Below are 21,796 nucleotides of genomic sequence, written 5' to 3' on the forward strand. Positions count from 1 at the left end.
CTGACGTGAACGCGGTCCGGCGCGCCGGCGAAGGCCAGCGGCGCCCCGGACCGCGGCGCCCGCGCCGCGCCCCGCGGACGGGCCACAAGGGCGGACGGGGTCGGCGGCTTCGGCGGGACGCGGAACATGTCGGTCAGATATCCCATCATCTCGGTCACGGGCTCGTCGGGCGCCGGCACGACCTCGGTCAAGCGCACCTTCGAGCAGATCTTCCGCCGCGAAGGCATCAACGCCTGCTATATTGAGGGCGACGCCTTCCACCGCTATGACCGCGACGAGATGCGTCGCGTGATGGAGCAGGAGTCGGCCTGCGGCAATCCGCATTTCAGCCATTTCGGCCCCGCCGCCAATCTCCTCGAGGAGCTCGAGGAGGTGTTCCGCTCCTATAGCGCGCGCGGCGTCGCGCGCACCCGCCATTACGTGCACGACCACGCCGAGGCCGAGCTCTATGGCGCCGCGCCCGGCTCGTTCACCGAGTGGAAGTCGATCCAGTCGCACAGCGATCTGCTCTTTTATGAAGGGCTGCATGGCGCGGCCGTCACCGACAAGGTCAACATCGCCCGCCACGCCGACCTGAAGATCGGCGTCGTGCCCGTGATCAACCTTGAGTGGATCCAGAAAATCCATCGCGACCGCGGCGACCGCGGCTATACGATGGAGGCGGTAGTGGACACGATACTGCGGCGGATGCCAGACTATACCCGCTATATCTGCCCGCAGTTCACGGAGACCGACATCAACTTCCAGCGCGTCCCGACGGTGGACACGTCCAATCCTTTCACCGCCCGCTGGATTCCGACCGCCGACGAATCCATGGTCATCATCCGCTTCGCGCGGCCGGGCGGCATAGATTTCCCTTATCTGCTGTCGATGATCCACGACAGCTTCATGTCGCGGGCGAACTCCATCGTCATTCCGGGCGCCAAGCTCGACATCGCCATGCAGCTCATCCTGACGCCCTTCATCCTGCAGCTGGTCGAGCGGCGCAAACGCCTCACCCAAGGACGCAAATTCGATGAACGCGCTCACGAAACCTTCTAAGGCGTCGCATGCGGAGATGGCCGCCGCCATCCGCGTGCTGGCGATGGACGCCGTCGAGAAGGCCAATTCCGGCCACCCCGGAATGCCGATGGGCATGGCCGACGTCGCGACCGTGCTGTTCACGCGCTTCATGAAATTCGACGCGAACGACCCGGCCTGGCCCGACCGCGACCGTTTCGTGCTGTCGGCCGGCCATGGCTCGATGCTGCTCTATTCGCTGCTGTTCCTCAACGGCTATCCGGGCGTCACGATCGACGAGCTGAAGCGCTTCCGCCAGCTCGGCTCCAAGACCCCGGGCCATCCCGAATATGGCCACACCGCCGGCGTCGAGATCACCACCGGCCCGCTCGGCCAGGGGCTCGCCGGCGCGGTCGGCATGGCCATCGCCGAAAAGCTGCTCGCCGCCCGCTACGGCGAAGGGCTCGTCGACCACCGCACCTATGTGATCGCCGGCGACGGCTGCCTGATGGAGGGGATCAGCCAGGAGGCGATCACGCTCGCCGGCCATCTGAAGCTTTCAAAGCTCGTGGTCCTCTGGGACGACAACAACATCACCATCGACGGCGCCGTCTCGCTCGCCGATTCGACCGACCAGCTCGCCCGTTTCAGGGCCGCCGGCTGGGCCGCCTCGCGCGTCGACGGCCATGACCCCGAAGCCGTCGCCGCCGCGCTTCACGCCGCCCAGAGCGCCGACCGCCCGAGCCTGATCGCCTGCCGCACCACCATCGGCTGGGGCGCGCCGACCAAGGCCGGCAGCCACGCCGCGCATGGCGCGCCGCTGGGCAAGGACGAGATCGCCGCGACCCGCGCGGCCTATGCCTGGCCGCATGAGCCTTTCGTCATTCCCGAACATGTCGCCGAAAGCTGGCGCGAGGCTGGCGCCGCCGCCGCAAAGCCGCGCGCCGCCTGGGACGAGCGCCTGCGCGCCGCCGCGCCCGCGACGCGCGAAAATTTCCTCGCCGATCTTTCGGGCCTCGTGCGGCCCGAAGTCGCGGACGCCATCGAGGCTTTCAAGAAAAAGGCGAGCGCGGCCAACGCCGCGCAGGCGACGCGCGTGTCTTCGCAGAAAACGCTCGACGCGCTCGCCGCCGCGCAGCCCAATCTCATTGGCGGCTCGGCCGACCTCACGGGCTCGAACAACACCAAGGCCGCCGGCATGGCCTCGGTCACGCCGCTCGATTTCTCGGGGCGCTACTTCCATTACGGCATCCGCGAATTCGGCATGGCCGCGGCCATGAACGGCATGGCGCTGCACGGCGGCTTCATTCCCTATGGCGGCGCCTTTCTGGTCTTCGCCGACTACAGCCGGCCGGCGATCCGCCTCGCCGCGCTCATGGGGGTTCGCGCCATCCATGTGCTGACCCATGATTCGATCGGCCTCGGCGAGGACGGGCCGACGCATCAGCCGGTCGAGCATCTCGCCGCGCTGCGCGCCATCCCCAATCTCCTCGTGTTCCGCCCGGCCGACGCGGTCGAGACGGCGGAGGCCTGGCAGCTCGCGCTCGAGGCGAAATCCGTTCCCTCGGCTCTCGTCCTGACCCGGCAGAACCTGCCGGTGCTGCGGCGCGTTCATACCGCGGAGAATCTGACGGCGAAGGGCGGCTACGTGCTGCGCGAGGCGCAAGGACCGCGCCGGGCGACGCTGGTCGCCACCGGCTCCGAGGTCGCGCTGGCGATGCAGGCGGCCGAGACCCTCGCGGCGGAGGGAGTCGAGACGGCGGTCGTGTCCCTGCCCTCATTCGAGCTTTTCGCGGCGCAGCCCGACGCCTACCGCAACGAGACGCTCGGCGACGCGCCGCGCGTCGGGATCGAGGCGGCGCTGCGCCAGGGCTGGGACCTTGCGCTGCGCCCGGGCGACGCCTTCATCGGCATGTCATCCTTTGGCGCCAGCGCGCCGGCGGGCGAGCTTTTCCGCCAGTTCGGCGTCACCGCCGAAGCGGCGGCGGCGGCGGTCAGGGCGAGGCTCTGAGGCCGCACCCGGCCTGAATTGACGCGCCGGCCCGGTCCCGGGCGGCCCGTGCGAAAAATGATTTTCAAACGACGGAGACAACCATGGCCCGCATCACGCTTCGACAGCTGCTCGACCACGCGGCCGAGCACGACTATGGCGTTCCCGCCTTCAACATCAACAATATGGAGCAGGGCCTCGCGATCGTCGAAGCGGCCGCCTCGGTCGACGCCCCGGTGATCATCCAGGCGAGCCGCGGCGCGCGCGCCTACGCCAACGACATCATGCTGGCGCGCATGATCGACGCGCTCATCGAGATGTATCCCGACATCCCGATCTGCATGCATCAGGACCATGGCAATGGCGAAGCCACCTGCTTCTCGGCCATCCAGCACGGATTTTCGTCCGTCATGATGGACGGCTCGCTCGAAGCCGACGCCAAGACCCCGGCCTCCTATGACTACAACGTCGCCGTCACCGCCCGGGTCGCCGAAGTCGCCCATCTCGTCGGCGCCTCGGTCGAGGGCGAACTCGGCGTGCTCGGCTCGCTCGAGCACGGGACCGGCGAGCAGGAAGACGGCCATGGCGCCGAGGGCGTGCTCTCGCGCGAGCAGCTCCTGACCGATCCCGACCAGGCGGTCGATTTCGTCAACCGCACCAAGGTCGACGCGCTGGCCATCGCCATGGGCACCTCGCATGGCGCCTATAAATTCTCGCGCAAGCCCGACGGCGACGTCCTCTCGATGCGGGTCATCGAGGAGATCCACCAGAAGCTGCCGAACACCCATCTCGTGATGCACGGGTCGTCGTCGGTGCCGCAGGACCTGCAGGACATCTTCAACGAATATGGCGGCGAGATGCGCCAGACCTTCGGCGTGCCGGTCGAGGAGATCGTGCGCGGCATCCGCCATGGCGTGCGCAAGGTCAACATCGACACCGACTGCCGCCTCGCCATCACCGGCCAGATCCGCCGCGTGCTGACGCAGAACAAGGACGAGTTCGACCCGCGCAAATATCTGAAGCCCGCCATGGAGGCGATGCGCAAGGTCTGCAGGCTGCGCCTCGAACAGTTCGGCACGGCCGGCAACGCCTCGAAGATCAAGGTCCTGCCGATGTCGGCCATGGCCAAGCGCTACGCCGCCGGCGAGCTCGACCCGCGCGTGCACGTGCAGCGCTCGGCGGCCGAGTGATCTAGCGCGCTTCGTACAGCGCGGCGGCGCGGCGCGCCCGGAGCGTGCCCCGCGTCTGCTTGGAGGAAACCCGATGTCCGTCCAGAAGCCCGCCGCGCCGCGCGAGCGCTATGCCGCCGGCGTGCTCGAATATCGCGAAATGGGCTACTGGCGGCCGGACTATGAGCCCTCGGACACCGACCTCATCGCCTGCTTCCGGGTGACGCCGCAGGACGGCGTCGACCCGGTCGAGGCGGCGGCCGCCGTCGCCGGCGAATCCTCGACCGCGACCTGGACCGTGGTGTGGACCGACCGGCTGACGGCGAGCGACAAATATCGCGCCAAATGCTACCGGCTCGATCCCGTCCCCAACGCCGAAGGCGCATGGTTCGCCTTCATCGCCTATGACCTCGACCTGTTCGAACCGGGCTCGATCGCCAACCTCGCCGCCTCGATCATCGGCAATGTGTTCGGCTTCAAGCCGCTGAAGGCGCTGCGGCTCGAGGACATGCGGCTGCCGGTCGCCTATGTGAAGACCTTTCAGGGTCCGGCCACGGGCGTCGTCGTCGAACGCGAGCGGCTCGACAAATTCGGCCGGCCGCTGCTCGGCGCCACCGTCAAGCCGAAGCTCGGGCTCTCGGGCCGCAATTACGGCCGCGTCGTCTATGAGGCGCTGAAGGGCGGGCTCGACTTCACCAAGGACGACGAAAACATCAATTCGCAGCCTTTCATGCACTGGCGCGACCGGTTCCTCTATTGCATGGAGGCCGTCGCCCGGGCCGAGGCGGCGACGGGCGAGGTCAAGGGCTCCTATCTCAACGTCACCGCCGCGACCATGGAGGACATGTACGAGCGCGCCGAATTCGCAAAGGAACTCGGCTCGGTCATCGTCATGGTCGACCTCGTGGTCGGCTACACCGCGATCCAGTCCATGGCCAGATGGGCGCGGCGCAACGACGTCATTTTACATCTGCACCGCGCCGGCCATTCGACCTACACGCGCCAGAAGAGCCATGGCGTGTCGTTCCGGGTCATCGCCAAATGGATGCGGCTCGCCGGCGTCGACCACATCCACGCCGGAACCGTCGTCGGCAAGCTCGAGGGCGACCCCAACGCGGTGCGCGGCTATTACGACATCTGTCGGCAGGACCATAACGCACAGGCGCTGGAGCGCGGCCTGTTCTTCGAGCAGCATTGGGCCTCGCTCAACAAGCTCATGCCGGTCGCCTCGGGCGGCATCCACGCCGGCCAGATGCACCAGCTGATCCATCTCCTGGGCGAGGACGTCGTGCTGCAGTTCGGCGGCGGCACCATCGGCCATCCGATGGGGATCGCCGCCGGGGCCACGGCCAATCGCGTGGCGCTCGAAGCGGTCATTTTCGCGCGCAACGCCGGGCGCGACCTTCTGGCCGAGGGCGAAGAGATTCTGGAGGCCGCGGCGAAACACTGCGCGCCGCTGCGCCAGGCGCTCGACACCTGGGGCGACGTGACCTTCAATTACGCCTCGACCGACACGCCCGATTTCGTCCCGACCGCCACGCCGGCCTATTGAGGAGGCGTCCTTGCGCCTGACCCAGGGGTGTTTCTCGTTCCTGCCGGACCTCTCGGACGACGAGATCCGCGTTCAGGCGCAATATATTCTCGACCAGGGATGGGCGGCGAACCTCGAATATACCGACGACCCGCATCCGCGGAACACCTATTGGGAGATGTGGGGCCTGCCGATGTTCGACCTCGCCGACGCCGGCGCGGTGATGCTCGAGCTTGAGGCCTGCCGCAAGGCGCATGGCGCGCGCGCCTATATCCGCCTTTCGGGCTTCGACGCCTCGCATGGCTGGGAGAGCCTGCGCATCTCCTTCCTCGTCTCGCGGCCGAAGCGCGAGCCGGGGTTTCGGCTGGAGCGGATCGCCGGCCCCGGCCGGCGCCAGAGCTATGCGATCAGCTCCTATGCGACAGAGAAGGCCGAGGGCGAGCGCTCCTGAGCGCCGCCCGGTTTTTTCAGGCCGCTTGATTCCCCAAGGCCGCGAAAAGCTCTATGCCTCGCGCAGGGTCGGCGGAAGGAAGAGCTGTGTCCATCCATCCCTCAGGCCGCCGATGGTCAGTCCTCTTCGGCGCGCCGGCCTTAGCGACGGAAGGAGGAGCCCGTCCTTCCCGCAAGCCGCCGGCGGGGTCAACTCCGGCGGGTCGCCCGGCGTGCCCTCGCGCCTCCCGCATCTTTTCCGCGTCAGATTCCGTCCGCGTCACATGCCTTCCGGGCGGCCGGCCACGGCGACGAGCAGCTTCGAATCGCCGAACAGGCGCTTCGCCGCGCGCTTGGCGTCCTCCATGGTCACGGCGGCGATGATCTCGTTGCGCCGGTCGAGATGCTCGACGCCGAAGCCGTCGGTCTGCAGCGCCAGAAGCTGCGAGGCGATCTTGGTCGAGGTGTCGAAGCGCAGCGCGTAGGAGCCGACGAGATATTTCCTGGCTTTTTCGAGCTCCTCCTCGGTCGGGCCAAGTTCGGCGAGGCTCGCGATCTCGGCCTCGATCACGCGCATCGATTCGGCGGCGCGCTCGTTCTTGGTCGAAGTGCCGCCATAGAGCATCGCGCCATGGTCATAGGTCAGAAGCTGCGAATAGACCGAATAGGCGAGGCCGCGTTTTTCACGCACTTCGTGGAACAGGCGGGCCGAGAAGACGCCGCCGCCCAGCACATGGTTGACCACCATGGCGGTGAAAAAATCGGGATCCTTGCGTTCGAGCGCCGGACGGCCGAAGCGGATCGTCGACTGCGGCACGTCGACGTCGCCGACGACGAGCGCGCCGACGTTCTGGAACACGGCCGGCGGCGTCGGCGCGACCAGCGAGGCTTTCGGCAGCGGGCCGAAGGTCTCGTCGAGGCGCGTCGCCAGCGTCGCGGCGTCGATCGCGCCGACGACGGCGATCATCAGGGTCTCGCGCGCAAGGATCTTGGCGCGCAGGTCGCAGAGATCGGCCCGCGTCAGCGCGGCCAGCGTGTCGAGGTCGCCGCGCGCCGGCAGGCCGTAGGGGTGGCCGGCGTAGGATTTCTCGCGGAACAGGCGCGAGGCGACATGGTCCGGCTCGTTCGCCTCGCGCCGCAGGCCCGCCGAAATCTGCGCCCTGACCCGCTCGAACGGCTCGTCGTCGAGCCGCGCCTCGTTGACGGCGAGACGCAGGAGGTCAAAGGCGCGTTCGGCGTTGCGCGACAGCGTCTGCATCCGCCCGTGGAAATTGTCGCGATGCGCCGAGAAGGAGATCTCGATCGCGTCGTCGTCGAGGGCGCGGTGGAAGCCGTCGGAATCATAAGGCCCGGCGCCTTCGTCGAGCAGGCCGGCGAGGAGGTTCGCCGCGCCCGCCTTGCCGGCGGGGTCCTGCGAGGCGCCGCCCTTGAAGGCGAACTCCATGGCGATCAGCGGAACGGCGTAATCCTCGACGAGCCAGGCCTCGATTCCGCCTTTCGAGACGACTTTCTGCACCTTTTCGGCGCGCGAGCGGCTTTGCGGGGAGACGGGCGTTTTCAGGGCGACGGTCATAGGCGCGGGTTCCGGAGGGCGGGCGCCGGCGCGCCCTCGAAAAGAGAAAAAGCCTGACAGGGGCGAGGCAGCGAGCGCGTCAAAGGGTGATGGCGTCGGCGAGCGCGTCTTCGCCCGGGGCCGGGGCCTGCGCCTGCAGCAGATAGCCCGTCACGCTGCGCTTCTTGTCGAGCAGCAGCGCCGCCTTGCGCACGTCGTCGGGCGTCACCGCCTCGATGCGCGCGGGCCATTGCGCGACGTCCTCGATCGAAAGGCCGGTGGCGAGCGAGGCGCCGTACCAGCGCGCGAGCGTCGCCTGATTGTCCTGCGCATAGACGGCGTCGGCGACGAGCCGCGTCTTGGCGCGGCGGAAGTCGGCCTCGTCGACGCCCTCCGCGGCCACGCGGGCGATGATCGCGTCGATCGCCCGCTCCAGCGTTTCGAGCGCCACCCCCTCGGCCGGGACGGCGTAGACGAAGAAGCGCGTGTCGTCGACCGAGGAGCCGATGTAATGGGCGCCCGCCGCGACGGCGATCTTGCGCTCGACGACGAGCGTCTTGAACAGGAGGCTGGTGTGGCCCTCCCCGACGAGATGGGCGAGCACCTCGAGCGCCTCGGCGACGCCGGGCTCCGCGGTCGTATAGGAGGGGACGATGTAGACGCCCTGATGCGAGGGCTGCTCGACCTTTTCGTCGGCGAGCGTCACGAGCCTGTGGGCGCGCTGCGCCGGCTCGCGCGGGCGCTGGCGCTTCGGGGCCTCGCCGCGCGCCGGGATGACGCCATAGATGCGCTCGGCGAGCGCCGTCACCTCGTCGAGCCCGACGTCGCCCGCGACCACGAGAATGGCGTTCTCGGGCGTGTAGAAGCGGTCATAATAGGCGAGCGCGTCCTCGCGGCCGAGCGCTTCGATCTCATGGCTCCATCCGATGATCGGGCGGCCATAGGGATGCTGGGTGAACAGCGCCGCCTGCACCGCCTCGCTGAGCTGGTCGGCGGGGTCGGAGTCGGTGCGCATGCGGCGCTCCTCCATGACCACTTCGCGCTCGGGCGCGACGATCTCGTCGGTCAGGACGAGATTCTTCATGCGGTCGGCCTCATATTCCATGCAGACCGCGAGATGGTCGCGGTCGACGCGCTGGAAATAGGCGGTGTAGTCGTTCGAGGTGAAGGCGTTCTCCTGGCCGCCGGCGTCGGCGACGAGCTGCGAGAACTTGCCCTGCGGATTGTTCGACGTGCCCTTGAACATCAGATGTTCAAGAAAATGGGCTATGCCCGACTTGCCGACCGGATCGTCGGCCGAGCCGTTGCGGTACCACACCATATGGGTGACGACCGGCGCGCGATGGTCAGGAATGACGACGATCTCGAGGCCGTTGGCGAGCTTCGCCTGCCCGACGGCGAGGCCGCCGGGCTTTGCGGCGGGACCGGCCGCGGCCTGCGGCGCGGGCGTGAGGGAGGCGGCGCCTGCGGTGAGGGACATTGCGTGGCTTTCGCTTTCCGCCGCCGCGAGCCGCGTCGGCGTTCAGTCATCCGGGCTTCGGGCGCGGCGTTCCGCGAAATGCTTCGCAAAATGCGGGCCGCCCCTGCGTTCGGACAAATCTAGAAAGCGGATCGGCCTTTAGCAAGGACGAAGGGCCAGAGCATGCCGGGCCAAAGCTCTGCGGTCCCTGCGCAAGCCCTTGTACAGGCAATAAAAAAGCGGGCCATGGCCCGCTTTCCAATTTGCGTTTGCATCCGGGCCCGCAGGCCTCTTGCGGCCTCGCTTCAGTCTCCGACGGAGGATTTGCGCTCCTGCTGGCGCTGATAGGCGCGCGTGTCGGCGGCGTCGGGCGCCTCGCCCGTGATCTCCTGCTTCGGCGCCATGGCCGCGGTGGCCTTGCGATAGCCCTTCGGCGGCTCGGTCAGATAGCGCCGGTCGGGCTCGACGCCCGCTTCGGTGACGGCGGCGCTCGATCCGCCGCCGATCACGTTCGTCAGCATTTTCCATGGCGTATAGAGGCAGAAGGGCGTGCCGGCGCTGGCCTGGCAGTCGTCGGCGGGGCCGGCCTGCGGCAGCGACTTGGTGCGCCCTTCGGCGAGCTCCTCCTGCGACATTTCGACGCGGGTGTTGGGCGTGACCTGCGGCGCGGGCCGCTGCGACTCGCGCGCGGCGAGGCGGCGCGCGACGATGTCGGGGTCCTTCGGCCAGGAGGGATCGCGCGCGGCGGCCGTGGCCTTGGGCGCCGGCAGGTTGAGCTGCGGCGGCACCACGAGGGGCGCCCTGGCGCGATAGTCGATCGCCTCGCTTTCCTTGTCGAACTGCAATCCGACGAAGCCGAGCACGGAGTTGATCGGGTTGGTGTCCTCATGCGGGGCCTGGGCCCGCGCCGGCGCGGCGGCGAGGCCGCACAGCAGCAGGACGGCGAGGACGCCCGCGGCGCGGGCGACGAAACGGTCGAACTCCATGAGGCTCAATCCCTGCGGAAAAGCGGCGCGAGGGCGCCGCGGCGCTCTGGCGTGCGCGATCGGACCTTTGGGCGCCATCAAGGCGATTTAGGGGCGAACAGGCGTTAAAATCCCCTCAACGCCCGCGCCGTCCACAGGGCGGAGCGCGCGTCACGGCGCCGGCGCGCCCTCCCCGCCCCGGGCTTCCGCGCCGCCGCGCGCGTCAAACAGCGCCTCGAGCATCAGAAGGCCGACGCCGGCGACGATCGCGACGTCGGCGAGATTGAACACGTACCAGGAAAACGAGCCGACGTGGAAATGGTAGAAATCGGCGACATAGCCATAGGCGGCGCGGTCGACGGCGTTGCCGAGCGCGCCGCCGATGATGAGCCCGAGCGCCGCCCCCGCGAGCCGCGTGCGCGCCTTGAACAGGAGCACGACCAGAAAGGCGGTGGCCGCCAGCGTGAAGCCGAGCAGCAGCAGGCGCTGCGTCGCCGTGCTGGCGTTGAACAGGGAATAGGAGATGCCCGTGTTCTTCGCGAACACGACGTCGAAAAACGGCGTGAGCCGCACCGGCTGGCGCGCCTCGACGCCATAGCCGAAGATCAGCCAGAGCTTGTTCGCCTGGTCGACGACGAGCGTGGCGAGCGCGAGCCCCGCGCCGAGCCGGACCGGCGTCATGGCGCGCCGCCGAGGCTTGCGAGCTCGCGCAGGGCGGCGGCGTCGCGCGGGGTGACGTCCGGGTAGTCCGGGTCGCTCCCGACGAGCGGCGAGATGCGCCAGGAGCGCGCGCATTTGCGCCCTTCGGCGCGGCGCGGCTCCACCGCCACGCCGGGGATTTCGGGCAGGCGGAAGGCGCCCTCCGGCCCCTCCCCCGCCGCGACCGTGACGTCGGAGACGATGCAGACCTCCGCGAAATCGACGTTTTCGAGCGCGGCGAGCAGCTCGGGGTCCGCGACATGGACGAGCGGCGCGGCTTCGAGCGAGGCGCCGATGCGCTTTTGCGCGCGCTCGATTTCGAGCGCCCCGGTCACCACGGCGCGCACGCGGCGGATTTTCTCCCATTTGGCGGCGAGCGCGTCGTCGCGCCATTTGGCCGGAATCTCGGGAAAGGTCTCGAGATGGACGGAGACGGCTTCAGGGTAGCGCGCGAGCCAGGCTTCCTCGGCGGTGAACACGAGGATCGGCGCGAGCCACAGATTGACCGCCCGGAAGACCTGCTCGATCACGGCGAGCGCGGCGAGGCGCTTCGCGCTCGAGGGCGGGTCGCAATAAAGCGCGTCCTTGCGGACGTCGAAATAGAAGGCCGAAAGATCCGTGTTGAGAAAGGCCGAGAGCCGCGCCGCGACGCGCTTCAGGTCGAAGCGCGCGCAGGCGTCGCGGATTTCGGCGTCGAGCTCGGCGAGCCGGTGCAGCACGAGGCGCTCGAGTTCGCCCATGTCGTCAAAGGGGACGGCGCGCGCGGGGTCATAATGGGCGAGCGTGCCGAGCATCCAGCGAATCGTGTTGCGCAGCTTGCGATAGGTCTCGACGAAGGTTTTCAGGATCTCCGGGCCGATGCGCAGATCGTCGGAAGAGTCCGAGGCCGCGACCCACAGGCGCAGGATGTCGGCCCCCGATTCGCCGACGACCTTTTCGGGCGCGACGACGTTGCCGAGGCTTTTCGACATCTTCTGCCCCTTCTCGTCGAGCACGAAGCCATGCGTCAGCACGAGGTCGAAGGGCGCCCGCCCGCGCGTGCCGCAGGCTTCGAGCAGCGAGGAATGGAACCAGCCGCGATGCTGGTCGGAGCCTTCGAGATACATGATCTCGTCGGCGCCGCCGTCGCGCCGGCGCCTGATCCCGGAAAGAACGGGGAAGCTTTTTTGATCTTCGAGCGTGAAGGCGTGGGTCGAGCCGGAATCGAACCAGACGTCGAGCACGTCGTCGACCTTTTCATATTGCGCCGGGTCATGGCCCGGCCCGAGGAAGCGCGCGGCGGCGCCCTCCTCGTACCAGGCGTCGGCGCCCTCGGCCGCAAAGGCCGCGGCGATCCGCGCGTTCACGTCGACGTCGCGAAGGATTTCGCCGGTCTCCTTATCGACGAAGATGGCGATCGGCACGCCCCAGGCGCGCTGGCGCGAGACCACCCAGTCGGGGCGGTTGGCGATCATGCCGGTGATGCGGTTTTCGCCCGCCGCCGGGAACCACTGGGTTCTGGCGATTTCTTCGAGCGCGAGGGCGCGCAGGCTCGGGCCGCCGTTCGAGGCGCCTTCCGCCCCCTGCGGCGCGTCGGCCGGGACGAAGGGCCTGTCGAGCGCGATGAACCATTGCGGCGTGTTGCGGAAGATGAGCGGCTTCTTCGAGCGCCACGAATGCGGATACTGGTGCTTCACCCTCCCCCGCGCGAGAAGATTGCCGGCCTCGACAAGCGCCTTGATGACCGCCTCGTTGGCGTCGCCCTTCTCGCCCTTCTCGGTCAGCACGCGGCGGCCCGAAAAACCCGGCGCGTCTTTGGTCAGCACGCCGTCGGCGTCGACGGTGAAGGGGATGCGGGTTTCGATGTCGCGCGCCTCAAGCGCGGCCTTGTTCGCGGTCCAGACGTCATAATCGTCGCGGCCATGGCTCGGCGCGGTATGGACGAAGCCCGCGCCGGCGTCGTCGGTCACATGGTCGCCGTCGAGCAGCGGCACGTCGAAGCCATAGCCCGGAACATTCGCGGCGAGCGGATGGCGCGCGACAAGGCCCGTGAGCGTCGCCGCCGGAACGTCGCCGAGGCGCTCAAAGCCTTCGGCCTTCGCCGCCTTGAACACATCGCCGGCGAGCGCGTCGGCGAGCACGTAAAGGTCGCCCGCCTTCGCCCAATTGCCCTCGGGCGCGGCGCTGACGCGATAGATCCCATAGGCGATCTTGGAGGAAAAGCTGATCGCGCGGTTGGCGGGCAGCGTCCAGGGGGTGGTGGTCCAGATGACCACTTTCGCGCCTTCGAGCGCCGGCGGCGCGGCCGCGAGCGGAAAGGCGACAAAAACCCAGTCGCTCACATGGTCTTCATATTCGACCTCGGCCTCGGCCAGCGCGGTCTTTTCGACCACGCTCCACATCACCGGCTTCGAGCCGCGATACAAAAGCCCGTTCGAAGCGAATTTCATGATCTCGCGGGCGATCTGCGCCTCGGCCGCGTAACTCATGGTCAGATAGGGATGGTCCCAGTCGCCGTTGACGCCGAGCCGCTTGAACTGATCGCGCTGCCTGCCGACCCAGTCCTGCGCGAAGGCGCGGCATTCGCGGCGGAACTCGACGACCGGAACCTCGTCCTTGTTCGTGCCCCTGGCGCGATAGCGCTCCTCGATCTTCCATTCGATCGGCAGGCCGTGGCAGTCCCAGCCCGGCACATAGGAGGCCTTGCGACCCAGCATCTGCTGCGAGCGGGAGATGAGGTCCTTGAGGATCTTGTTCAGCGCATGGCCGATATGGATGTCGCCATTGGCGTAGGGCGGCCCGTCATGCAGCACGAAGCGCGGCCGGCCCTCGCCGGCCTCGACCAGCTTTTCAAAAAGGCCGATCTCGCGCCAGCGCGCGAGCAGCTCAGGCTCTTTCTTCGGCAGGCCGGCGCGCATCGGAAACGCCGTCTGCGGCAGGTAAAGGGTTTTGGAATAGTCGGGCCCCGCCGCGCTCTTGTCCGGGCGTGCGGCTTTGATCGTTTCGTCGCTCATCTTGAAATTTGGCTGTCGTCTGGCGGCGCTCCCCGCGGGGAGCCATGCGCGGCCGGGCCGCGGGCGAAGGATCCCGGCGCCGCGCGGACGGGCGAGGTCAGGCGCGGGCCGGGCGGATAATTCGCCACAGCCAGACGGGAATGCGGGAGCGCGGAGCCATGGCCCGTTCTAGCAGGCGGGCGGCGGCGGGGCAACGAACGGCGCGTCAGCCCGAAAGCAGCGCCAGCGCCTTGTCGTGAAGTTCGCGCGAGCCGCAGGCGACGACGTCGCCGCCGCCCACCGCGGCGCCGCCGTCCCAGTTCGTGACGACGCCGCCCGCCCCTTCGATGATCGGAATGAGCGCGGCGATGTCATAGAGCTTGAGGCCCGATTCGACGACGCAGTCGACATGGCCCGCGGCCAGCATGGCGAAGGCGTAGCAGTCTCCGCCATAGCGCGAGAGCCGCGTCTCGCGTTCGAGCCGGCGGAAGCGTTCGAGCTTGTCGTCCTCATAAAGCAGCGGCGAGGTGGTGAGCACGGTGGCCGCCGAAAATTCCGCGCAGGCGCGCGTCATGAGCCGGCGCTGCGCCTGCGCCCCGCCCGCGCCCGGCCCGCGCCAGAAGGCGGCGGCGCCGTCGCCCCAGAAGCGCTCGCGCGTGAACGGCTGGGCCATCAGGCCGTAGATCGGCGCGCCCCTGTGCAGCAGGCCGATGAGGCTGCCCCAGGTCGGCAGGCCGGCGATGAAGCTCTTCGTGCCGTCGATGGGGTCGAGCGCCCAGACATATTCGGCGTCCTCATGGATCGAGCCGAATTCCTCGCCGATCACGCCATGCCCGGGGAACGCCTGCGCGATGAGACGGCGCAGCGCGGCCTCGGCGGCGTGGTCGGCCTCGGTGACGGGATCGAACGCGCCCCCGGCGTTCTTGTCGGAGGCGCTGAGCGCGGTGCGGAAAAAGGGAAGAATGGTCTCGCAGGCGGCTTCGGCGAGCGTGTCGACGAAGGCGGAGAAATCGACGGCGGTCATGGGAGGGGGCGTCCGGCGGTCAGGAGCGTGAGGCTGGCAAAATCGCAGATTTTCGGGAAAACGCCATGCATGACGAGCTGTCTCCGCGACGCCCTGCGGCCGCGCGAAGGGCGCAGGCGAGGGGCCGAAACAAACGCCCGCTTGTGTTTATTTTCAGAATTAGTCTATTAAATCAATTGATTGGTCCAGTTTGACGCACCTGTCAAAAAACGCCTTTGTCGCCTTGCCTTTAGCGCCTTGCAGGAGCATATTATTGCGGCGCGGCAACATTGTTGTCGCCGATGCCCTCCTTGGGCGTTTCCTCCCTAGACTTGGGCCGCTTGCGATCTCGCGAGCGGCCTCTTTATTTTGGGCTTTGGCTTTGATTTAGGCCTTGGCTTTGATTTAGGCCTTGGCTTTGATTTAGGCCTTGGCTTTGATTTTGGCCCGCGGACCTTCAAAGCCGGCCGTCTTTCCGCTCCTGTCCGCGCTTTTCGCGTTCGTTTCGCGGGCTTTCCGTTCGTTCCACGGGCTTCCGGCCTGCGCTTTCACGCCGGGCCGCGCCCCGCGGGACCTCAGACGGGCTTCCCGACTCGGGACGGGCGTCAGAAAAATTTTCGGCCCATTCAAAAAAAATTGGCCGGCGATGTGCGCGAACGCACTTGCTCTTTGTGCAGCGCACGCGCATATTGTTGCGGTGCGGCGATGCTGTCGCCGCATAGCCCTCCTTGGGCGTTTCCTCCCTAGACTTGGGCCGCTTGCGATCTCGCAAGCGGCCTCTTTCTTTTAAGCGGCGCGTCAGTCTGGCTCAAACTTCGGCGCGCGACATTGCGGGGGCGCAAATCAGAGCGTTTTTTCAGCCGTCTTCGGGCTGGAGGCGGAAAATGCATGAAACCCTTGCGTGTCGAGACCCGTTAGGCGCGCCAGGACGCCGACCAGACATCAAAACATTGACGGCCGCATGAAGGAGGCCGCGGAAAGCCTGAGACAGCCTGAACGGAGCGGCGCGCCCGCAGCGCACGGGCGCATGAAACGGACAGGGCGCGACATGGACAGGCGCATGAAAAAGGGCCGTCGAAACGGCCCTTGCCCAGTCGTCCTGTGAACCGCGGCCGATGTGCAACAGATTGACGAGGCCAATGGCGGGCCGCCGATATGTTGATCTTGGCGCAGGAAATTCAGGATAGCGACGTCGTGCGCGACGCCTGATTGAAGATTGACTCCACCCCGACCGGAGCCGGCGCGGTTGAGACCCCCTAGACTTGGACCGCATGAGAGCGCGGCTCTTGCCTTACGAGCGCCCAGCCTGGTTTTTGTTGGCTTGGCCGCCGTCGCGTGACTTCGGGGCTTCGCCCTCTCGCTTGCGACTAATATAACGATAATCGAACTTTGCGTGATTGAAAAGGCGCGGTGCGACAAATCGACCGGCTTTTTCCATCACATTCTTCGGGCGTCCATGGAAAATGTCATCTGGATCGGCGCAACGCTCCTCGGCGCGGCGGGACTGACCGCGCGCAACGTGGCGCAGCGCGGCCTGATCGCCGAGCTTGGCCCCGCCGGCGCGGCCTATGCGCGCTTTCTCTATGGCGCGCCCTTCGCCCTTCTCATCCTGCCGGCCGTCTGCGGCCTCGCCGGCGAGGCCATGCCGCGCCCCAGCCTCGCCGGCGCGGCCTGGCTCTGCGCCGGGGGCGTCGCCCAGATCGCCGCCACGACCATGACGCTCGCGCTCATGACGCGGCGCTCCTTCATGACCTCGATCGCCCTGACCAAGACCGAGCCGGCGCTCGCGCTACTGTTCGGCGTCGCCTTTCTCGGCGAGCGCCTCGGCGCGCAGGCGGGTTTTGGCGTGCTCGTCGCGAGCCTTGGCGTCACGCTGGCTTCGCGGTCGCCGCGGGCCGCGCCGGCGAAGGGCCTCGACGCCTTCGAGGCGCCGGCGCTCGGGCTTGGCGCCGCGGCGGGCTTCGCCTTCTCGGCCGTCGCCTTCCGCGCCGCGATTCTCACCTTCAGGAACGCGAGCTTCTTCGTCGCCGCCTCCGCCGCGCTCGCCTTCGCGCTCGCGCTCCAGGCCGCGCTGATCGTCGCCCTGCTCCTGGCCACGAACCGCCCGGTCCTTTACGCGCTGGCGCGCGAATGGCGCGGGTCGCTCGCCGCGGGCGCGCTCGGCGCCTTCGCTTCATTGTGCTGGTTCGTCGCCTTCGCGCTGCAGGCGGCGGCGCTCGTTAGGGCGCTGGGCCTCGTCGAGACGCTGTTCGCCCGGCTTGCGTCGCGCCACATGTTTGGCGAGACGGCCTCGCGCGCCGAACTCGCCGGCGCAGCGCTGATCGTTTTCGGCGTCCTCATCTTGCTCCTCGCCTGAACAGCGCGCCGCGCCGCTTCGGCGCGACTTGCGCTCTGCTCGGACGGGCGCGGCGCAACCTGGCGTCGTCTTGCGGAGCAAGCTCAACCGGGCGTCCTTATCTCATGTCGCGCCGCAACAAACCTTGCGCCGTCCTTGGGGCGAAGTCGATCGCGCGCGATTTTCTTGCGAAGGCAAGTCGTCATCTCATATGTATATGAAGCTTACATAGCCGTTTTTTCATCACATATCGCGTCCAGTTTCCTCCCGTGATCGTACTCGTGCGACGCACATAAGGTTAATGGAGCGTAAATATTGAAGAAGCTGGCCATCGTCGCGACCGCGTTGCTAACCATGTCCGTCACTGCCGAAGCGCAAAGCTGGAAAGGCAAGGCCTCCTATTACAAGGCCAGAGGCCACATGACTTGCGCCCACCGCACGCTTCCTTTCGGCACGCATGTCCGGGTGACCAATCTCGCCAATAAAAAATCCGTGGTGCTGACCGTCAACGACCGCGGCCCGTTCATTCCCGGCCGCATCGTCGACGTTTCGACCAGCGCCGCCGACGCCCTCGGCTTCCGCCGCCAGGGCGTCGCCCAGGTCGCGCTGCAAGTCGGCGGCTGACGCCGGGGCGTGGCGTTTTGCGGCTGAAGCGCGGCCCCCTGCGGCGCGCAGGGGGCCGCTTCGGCCGGAACAAAACGCGATTTCGCCTCTGGAGCCGATTCGGGCCCAGTTTGTTCAGGGGCTGTTCGGGCGCGCCGCCGCAACAGCCGCCGCAAGACAAGCGTTAAGACAAGCGTTCGCAAAACGAGCGTCGCGCGCCGTTTACGCCTATATGATAGGAGCAGGACGCCGAACGAGCCACAGGAGCCGCCGCCCCAGACCGACGCCAGATGCCGGCGCCGCCATAGGCGCCAAGCCGAAGCCGGCGGCGACAGCGGCGCGGACTCCGCCTCTTCGCAAGCCCCCTAGACCCCTCGCCGCCCCGGCGCGAAGCCGATGCGGCCCGTTGCGCCGCAAGGGCCGACTTGCGGCGCGGGCGACATCCATGCGCATCGATTTTCCCGCCGCCTCCCTTTCCGCCGCGTCGCGGACGGGCGCGGCGAAAGCGGCCCGCTCGCAGGGCGTGACCGCCGTCCTCGGCCCGACCAACACCGGCAAGACCCATTACGCCATCGAGCGCATGCTCGCCCATCCGACGGGCATGATCGGCCTGCCGCTGCGCCTGCTCGCCCGCGAGGTCTACGCCCGGGTCGTCGAAAAGGTCGGCGCGGGCGCCGTCGCCCTCGTCACCGGCGAGGAAAAGATCAAGCCGAAGGGCGCGCGCTATTTCGTGTCGACCGTCGAGGCCATGCCGCGCGACCTCGCGGTCGATTTCGTCGCCGTCGACGAGATCCAGCTCTGCGCCGACTTCGACCGCGGCCATGTCTTCACCGACCGCCTCATCAACCGGCGCGGTCGGCACGAAACCCTGCTGATCGGCGCCGGAACCATGCGCCGCGCCGTGCTCGAACTCATCCCCGGCGCCCATGTCGTCGAGCGGCCGCGCCTGTCGACGCTGACCTTCGCCGGCGAGCGCAAGCTGTCGCGCCTGCCGCGGCGCAGCGCCATCGTCGCCTTCTCGGCCGAGGACGTCTACGCCATCGCCGAATGGATCCGCCGCCAGCGCGGCGGCGCGGCGGTGGTACTCGGCGCGCTTTCGCCGCGCACCCGCAACGCGCAGGTCGAGATGTTCCAGTCGGGCGAGGTCGACTATATCGTCGCCACCGACGCCGTCGGCATGGGGCTCAATCTCGACGTCGAGCATGTGGCCTTCGCCGCCGACCGCAAGTTCGACGGCTGGCAGCACCGCCGGCTGACGCCCGCCGAGTTCGGCCAGATCGCCGGGCGCGCCGGCCGCCACATGCGCGACGGCTCGTTTGGCACGACCGGCCGCTGCCCGCCGTTCGACGAGGATCTCGTCGAGGCGCTCGAAACGCACGCCTTCGAGCAGGTCGGGCTGCTGCAATGGCGCAACGCCGCGCTCGACTTCTCCTCGATCGCCGACCTCTCGGCCTCGCTCGACGTGCCGCCCAACGAGCCGGGCCTCACTCGCGCGCCGCTCGCCGAAGATCAGATGACGCTCGACATCGCGGGGCGCGACGAGTCCGCGCGCCGCGTCGCAGCGACCCGGGCCGACGTCGCAAGGCTCTGGGACTGCTGCCAGATTCCAGACTACCGCAAGCTCTCCCTGTCGGCCCACGCCGATTTCGTGCTGAGCGTGTTCAACTTCGTGGTGCGCGCCGGGCGCATCCCCGACGACTGGTTCGCGCGCCATCTCGCCGCGCTCGACCGCGTCGACGGCGACCTCGACGCGCTGTCGGCGCGCATCGCCCAGACCCGCACCTGGTCCTTCATAGCAAACAGATCCGACTGGCTTCTTGATCCTGGCCATTGGCAGGGGATCGCGCGTCAGGTAGAGGACACATTGTCGGACGCGCTCCACGCGCGGCTGGCGCAGCGCTTCGTCGATCGCAGGACGAGCGTGCTGATGCGCCGACTGAGAGAGAAGGCCATGTTGGAAGCCGAAGTCACCACGAGCGGCGACGTGATCGTCGAAGGCCAGCATGTCGGCCAGTTGAACGGCTTTCGCTTCACCGCCGACCCTCAGGCCAGCGGCGAGGCCGCCAAGGCGCTGAACGCCGCCGCCCAGAAGGCGCTCGCGAGCGAGATCGAGGGCCGCGCCACGCGCGTCCACGAGGCCGTCGACGACGCGTTCGTGCTCGCCAACGACGGCGTGCTGCGCTGGCTCGGCGAGCCGGTCGGGCGCATCGCCGCCGGCGCCCATATCCTTGAGCCGCAGGCGCGCGTGCTCGCCGACGACGGCCTCGCCGGCGCCGCGCTCGAAAACGTCCAGCGCCGCCTTGAGCTCTGGCTCGCCCAGCATGTCAAGAAGCTGCTCGGGCCGCTCGCCGACCTTGAAAAGGGCGAAGGGCTCGAGGGCCTCGCGCGCGGCGTCGCCTTCCAGATCGGCGAGGCGCTCGGCGTGCTCGACCGCGCCAAGGTCGCCGACGACGTGAAGTCGCTGCCGCAAGAGGCGCGCGCCGCCCTGCGCAAGCTCGGCGTCAGGTTCGGCGCCTATCATCTCTATCTGCCGGCGCTGCTCAAGCCCGCGCCGCGCGCGCTCGCGGCGCAGCTCTGGGCGCTGAAGAACGGCGGCGTCGAGGAAATGAAGGGGCTCGACGAAGTGCCCCATCTCGCCGCCTCCGGCCGCACCTCCTTCGTCGCCGACAAGGAGGTGCCGAAAGGATTTTATCGCGCCGCGGGCTTCCGCGTCTGCGGCGACCGCGCCGTGCGCGTCGACATTCTGGAGCGTCTCGCCGACCTCATCCGTCCGGCGGTCGCCTATCGGCCGGGCGCGACCCCGGGCGAGCCCCCGGCCGGCGCGGCCGACGGCGACGGTTTCGTCGTCACCGTGGCGATGACCTCGCTCGCCGGCTGCTCGGGCGAAAGCTTCGCCTCGATCCTGCGCTCGCTCGGCTATGTGGTCGACCGCCGCAAGGGGCCGGCGATCACCGTCGCGCTGCTGCCCGCCGCGCCCACGGCGCCGCTCGCCGCGCAGCCCGGCGCGGCGGCGCCGGCCGACGCCGCCCCTGCCGGAGACGCCGCGGCGGAGGACGCCGTCGCGGACGATTCCATCGCGGCGCAGCAGGCTGGCGAGGCCGAAGCGGCGGGCGTCGAGGCCCCGGCCGACGACGCCGCGCCTGTGGAGCCCCCGCACATGGAGGCGCCGCACATGGAGGCGCCGCACACGGAGGCGCCGCACACGGAGGCCCCGCCCGCGGACTCCTCGGCTTCCGCCTTCGAGGCGTCGTCCGAGCCCGCCGCCCATGCGGGAGACGAGGTTTTGGCCTCCGCCAACGACGAGGATTTCGCCTCGGCGGAGGCTGAGGCGGGCGGCGCGGCGGCGCAGGCCGAAGCCGCTCTTGAGGCCGGGCCAGACGCCGACGAGGCCCGGGCGGACATGAACGCGGAAGCCGAAATCGAAGCTGCGCCCGACGCGGCGCATGAGACGCAGGCGGCGGCCCCCGAGGCTTCGGACGAGACGCCCGGCGCCGTCGTCGAGGCCGCGGCCGGCGCCGAAGCCTCGGCCGAAGCCTCCGAGCCGGAAGAGCCGGCGCTGATCGAGGTCTGGCGCCCGCACCGGCATCATTTCCATGCGCGCCGGCCCGAGGCGCGGCAAAACCGCAGGCCTGACCGGCGCGGCGCCGCCGCCGGCGCCCAGCGCGACGGCGCGCCCGACGAAGCCGCCGGCGCCGAACGTCGCGGCCGCGCGCCGGACGGCGAGCGGGAGCAGGGCGGCGACCGCCGCGAGAGCGGACGCGAAGGCGGACGCGGCCGTGGTCCGGGCGGCGAACCGGGGCGCGGACGCCAGCGCTTCGAGGGCGGCGGACGCGACGAGCGTCAGGCACGGTCCGGCGCGCCCAATCGCGGGCCGGCTCAGGGCCAGGACGAGCGGCGGCCGGCCGACCGCCGGCCGGCGCGCGGCGGTTTCGCCACAGGGCCGAAGAAATCGGCCGAGCGCGCGCCCGATCCCAACTCGCCCTTCGCCAAGCTGCTTGCGCTGAAAGCCAGCCTGGAGGAAAATAACAAGCGGGAGAGCTGACGCCGGCCGGACGCGCTCCCGCGAAATTTCGACGTCTCCGGGAGAAGT

At 68.7% G+C, this 21,796-nt stretch carries 14 protein-coding genes; 8 read left to right on the forward strand and 6 right to left on the reverse strand.

Annotation, left to right across the window (positions count from 1 at the left end; translation table 11 throughout):
- The first annotated feature begins 126 nt into the window (after positions 1-126).
- The 5 genes from ACILRB_RS12420 (at position 127) to ACILRB_RS12440 (ending at position 6,140) form a co-directional block, all read left to right on the forward strand.
- A complete protein-coding gene (locus tag ACILRB_RS12420; RefSeq protein ID WP_395666605.1) occupies positions 127-1,041 on the forward strand; it encodes a phosphoribulokinase in 915 nt (304 codons plus the stop codon).
- A 16-nt stretch (positions 1,042-1,057) separates the two neighbouring features.
- Positions 1,058-3,010, forward strand: coding sequence for a transketolase (gene tkt / locus ACILRB_RS12425; RefSeq protein WP_395666606.1), 1,953 nt, complete (start codon positions 1,058-1,060; stop codon positions 3,008-3,010).
- A gap of 83 nt (positions 3,011-3,093) precedes the next feature.
- A complete protein-coding gene (fba, locus tag ACILRB_RS12430) occupies positions 3,094-4,179 on the forward strand; it encodes a class II fructose-bisphosphate aldolase (RefSeq protein WP_395666607.1) in 1,086 nt (361 codons plus the stop codon).
- A 73-nt stretch (positions 4,180-4,252) separates the two neighbouring features.
- Positions 4,253-5,710, forward strand: coding sequence for a form I ribulose bisphosphate carboxylase large subunit (locus ACILRB_RS12435; protein WP_395666608.1), 1,458 nt, complete (start codon positions 4,253-4,255; stop codon positions 5,708-5,710).
- 10 nt (positions 5,711-5,720) lie between these two features.
- Positions 5,721-6,140: a ribulose bisphosphate carboxylase small subunit gene (locus ACILRB_RS12440; RefSeq protein WP_395666609.1), complete on the forward strand. Its 420-nt coding sequence runs from the start codon at positions 5,721-5,723 to the stop codon at positions 6,138-6,140.
- A gap of 258 nt (positions 6,141-6,398) precedes the next feature.
- Here the strand turns inward: ACILRB_RS12440 and ACILRB_RS12445 are convergent, their stop codons facing one another.
- The 6 genes from ACILRB_RS12445 to hisN all read right to left on the reverse strand — a co-directional run bounded on the left by ACILRB_RS12445 (position 6,399) and on the right by hisN (position 14,789).
- A complete protein-coding gene (locus ACILRB_RS12445; protein ID WP_395666610.1) occupies positions 6,399-7,691 on the reverse strand; it encodes a M16 family metallopeptidase in 1,293 nt (430 codons plus the stop codon).
- Positions 7,692-7,770: 79 nt separating this feature from the next.
- Positions 7,771-9,150, reverse strand: a complete 1,380-nt coding sequence (locus ACILRB_RS12450; protein ID WP_395666611.1) for a M16 family metallopeptidase — start codon at positions 9,148-9,150, stop codon at positions 7,771-7,773.
- Between the two features lie 284 nt (positions 9,151-9,434).
- Complete coding sequence (locus ACILRB_RS12455) at positions 9,435-10,115, reverse strand: hypothetical protein (RefSeq protein WP_395666612.1); 681 nt, start codon at positions 10,113-10,115, stop codon at positions 9,435-9,437.
- Between the two features lie 150 nt (positions 10,116-10,265).
- Positions 10,266-10,775 carry a signal peptidase II gene (gene lspA / locus ACILRB_RS12460; protein WP_395666613.1) on the reverse strand — a complete coding sequence of 170 codons (510 nt, stop codon included), beginning with the start codon at positions 10,773-10,775 and terminating at the stop codon, positions 10,266-10,268.
- Entirely contained in the window at positions 10,772-13,786 is a 3,015-nt protein-coding gene (gene ileS, locus ACILRB_RS12465) for an isoleucine--tRNA ligase (RefSeq protein WP_395666614.1), read from the reverse strand. The genes lspA and ileS overlap by 4 nt, the downstream gene beginning before the upstream one ends.
- Before the next feature lie 205 nt (positions 13,787-13,991).
- Entirely contained in the window at positions 13,992-14,789 is a 798-nt protein-coding gene (gene hisN / locus ACILRB_RS12470; RefSeq protein ID WP_395666615.1) for a histidinol-phosphatase, read from the reverse strand.
- A 1,435-nt stretch (positions 14,790-16,224) separates the two neighbouring features.
- Here hisN and ACILRB_RS12475 point away from each other — a divergent pair.
- From ACILRB_RS12475 to ACILRB_RS12485, 3 genes are all read left to right on the forward strand, one after another.
- Positions 16,225-17,124, forward strand: a complete 900-nt coding sequence (locus tag ACILRB_RS12475; protein ID WP_395666616.1) for an EamA family transporter — start codon at positions 16,225-16,227, stop codon at positions 17,122-17,124.
- A gap of 294 nt (positions 17,125-17,418) precedes the next feature.
- On the forward strand, positions 17,419-17,727 hold the full coding sequence (locus ACILRB_RS12480) for a septal ring lytic transglycosylase RlpA family protein (RefSeq protein ID WP_395666617.1): 309 nt from the start codon (positions 17,419-17,421) through the stop codon (positions 17,725-17,727).
- Positions 17,728-18,151: 424 nt separating this feature from the next.
- Positions 18,152-21,748: a helicase-related protein gene (locus ACILRB_RS12485; RefSeq protein WP_395666618.1), complete on the forward strand. Its 3,597-nt coding sequence runs from the start codon at positions 18,152-18,154 to the stop codon at positions 21,746-21,748.
- Positions 21,749-21,796 lie beyond the last annotated feature (48 nt).

The organism is Methylocella sp., assembly GCF_044226135.1.
GTDB lineage: Bacteria > Pseudomonadota > Alphaproteobacteria > Rhizobiales > Beijerinckiaceae > Methylocapsa.